The sequence below is a fragment of the Nonomuraea sp. 3N208 genome (genome assembly GCF_052245935.1).
Taxonomy (GTDB): Bacteria; Actinomycetota; Actinomycetes; order Streptosporangiales; family Streptosporangiaceae; genus Nonomuraea.
This window is the reverse complement of record NZ_JBQQBR010000129.1, coordinates 1-2367: the sequence shown is the minus strand read 5'-3', so window position 1 is coordinate 2367 and position 2367 is coordinate 1. Positions and strand designations below refer to the sequence as shown.

The window sequence follows — 2367 nt, the reverse complement described above, 5'->3', positions numbered from 1 at the left end:
TGGTCGGGTAGCCGGAGGGAATTTCACCCTCCGGCTCCCACAGAACCGTGCGTAATAGTCTCCCATTACACGGCTCTTGCCACCCTGATCACCAGAAATTGCGGGTCCATTTCCAATGCGCGAACATCCTGGGGTATCGCTGTGTGATGCCCTGGAAGCATTGCTTGGATTTGTTGAACCCTGCCAGCCGTTTGTATTTTCTGCGGATCCAGCGCACCAGGTAGGCGTTGATGCGCTGCAGAAGGGGACGCAGTGCGGATTGGTAAAACGCTCCGTAGTACTGCATCCAGCCTCGCACGATCGGGTTGATGAACCGTGCGAGTTGGGCGAAGGTTTGGCCTGTGCGCCAATGGATGCGCCATCCGCGCACCTCGGCACTGATTTTATTAAGGGCGTCCTTGCTGATCGCTGGCAAGAAGTTCGTGAATGTCACTCCGTTCTTGTTTCGCGATCCGCGAGCGCGGAAGGTGAACCCCAGGAACGTGAACGACTTATGCTCATATGAGCCGCGCCGGTTCGCGTCCTTGCAGTACACGATCCGGGTTTTGGTCGGATGCAGCCGCAGCCCGACCTCTACCATCCTGTTTCCGATCGCCTCCATCACTTCCATGGCTTGGCGCTCGCTGACGCAATGCACGACTGCGTCATCCACGTAGCGTTCGAATGAGGCGGTCGGGTATTCCCGATCCATCCACATGTCGAAAGCGTAGTGCAGGAACAGATTCGCTAATACGGGCGAGACCGCAGATCCTTGCGGGGTGCCGCGATCTCTTTCTTGCAAGGTGCCATCGGGTAGTTGAAGCGGAGCCCGAAGCCATCGCTCCACGTAGAGAACCACCCAACGCTGATCGGTGTTGGCCTCCACCGCTTTGACCATCAGGTCCCAGGGGACGCTGTCGAAGAACTTCTGGATGTCGAGATCGACGACCCAGCCGCGTCCGAAGCAGCGCTCTCTGCATTTCGCCACCGCGTCCAGTGCCGACCGGTTCGGCCGATACCCGTAGGAGTCAGCGTGAAATTTTGGTTCCACTTCTTTCTCCAAACGGGCCGCGACCACGGTCTGCGCGATCCTGTCCGCGACGGTAGGAACACCGAGAATTCTGGTTCCTCCGCCATGCGGCTTTGGTATCTCCACCGCTCGCACCGAGGGCGGGAAATAGCTGCCCGACGACATCCGGTTCCAGATCCGATATAGGTTGTTCTTCAGATCCTTTTCGAAGTCCTCGATCGAGCAGCCGTCCGTTCCCGGCGCTCCCTTATTAGCCTTGACTTTCTCCCATGCCTTCCAGACTTCCCACTTTGAGATGTCAAACGACTTTCCAGACGACTTCAGCTCGTCCACGCGACTCCTCCCGAACAGCGTCCGGTTGATCGAACGAACACAGCCACGGATGACCCGGCCCCTTCGCTCCACCCCCATTACAGGGGCTTCATCGCTACTACGAGCCGGTCCGCCAGCGAGTTCCGCATCGGTACTCAGTCCCTAACGGTTTCCGCCGTTCGGGATTCTCCCTCTCGCCACCAATAGAGGCAGCACTATCGGGACTCGCCTTCCCACGTTCCACGTGAAAGCAGCAGATCGGACTCGCGTCGCCTCCGTGCCGGGCACCATCTGGCCAGTAGACGGGTATCCGCCAGACTCAGTCCTGGAGCCATATCCACACCCCCAGTTTCGATGCCATCTGTAAGTTTTCGACACTTCATCAGCGATTCGCTCACGCTCGCCTTCCCGATCCCCACCTGACGCCTCTTACGACGCCTTTTCCACATCGCTCACCACGACAGTCTTCAGCCAACGCAGCATGTGGTGGTTTGAAGTCTCCCCCCGCAGGGCGACTCCGAAGGGCCAGACCCTCATCATTCACGCAGCACCGCATTCAAAGAGGCGCCTACCTCATTCCTGCACCTCTCTTCCTGCGCTCGTGGCACACGGACATCACCAAGCTCCGCGGCCCGGACAAGGGCGTCTGGTACTCGCTCTACACGATCATCGACATCTACAGCCGCTACGTCGTCGGCTGGATGATCGCCCCCCGTGAGTCCGCCGACCTGGCCAAACACCTCATCGGCCAGACCACGCGCAAACATCACATCGACGAAGGCACCCTCACCCTGCACGCCGACCGCGGCAGCTCGATGAAGTCCAAGACCGTCGCCGAACTCCTCATCGACCTGGGCGTGGCCAAATCCCACTCCCGGCCCAAGACCTCCAACGACAACCCACACATCGAGGCCAGCTAGCCGGGTAGCGGGCAGGGATCTCACCTGCCCGCCCCCACAGATCCGGACGTGAACCTCTCGATTCATCCGGCTCGTGCCGTCCGGTCCTTCGGTCAGTACCGCAGCGCCCAATGCGCGAACAGCCGG

Annotated in this window: 1 protein-coding gene and 1 pseudogene; one reads left to right on the top strand and one right to left on the bottom strand. The window is 59.8% G+C overall.

The annotated features are described in order from the left end of the window. Positions 1 to 88 precede the first annotated feature (88 nt). Positions 89 to 1342, bottom strand: coding sequence for a group II intron reverse transcriptase/maturase (gene ltrA / locus ACTWPT_RS59790; protein WP_443186441.1), 1254 nt, complete (start codon positions 1340 to 1342; stop codon positions 89 to 91). 581 nt (positions 1343 to 1923) lie between these two features. Here ltrA and ACTWPT_RS59785 point away from each other — a divergent pair. Continuing rightward, positions 1924 to 2235, top strand: a pseudogene (locus ACTWPT_RS59785) (transposase); the annotation flags it as partial. Positions 2236 to 2367 lie beyond the last annotated feature (132 nt).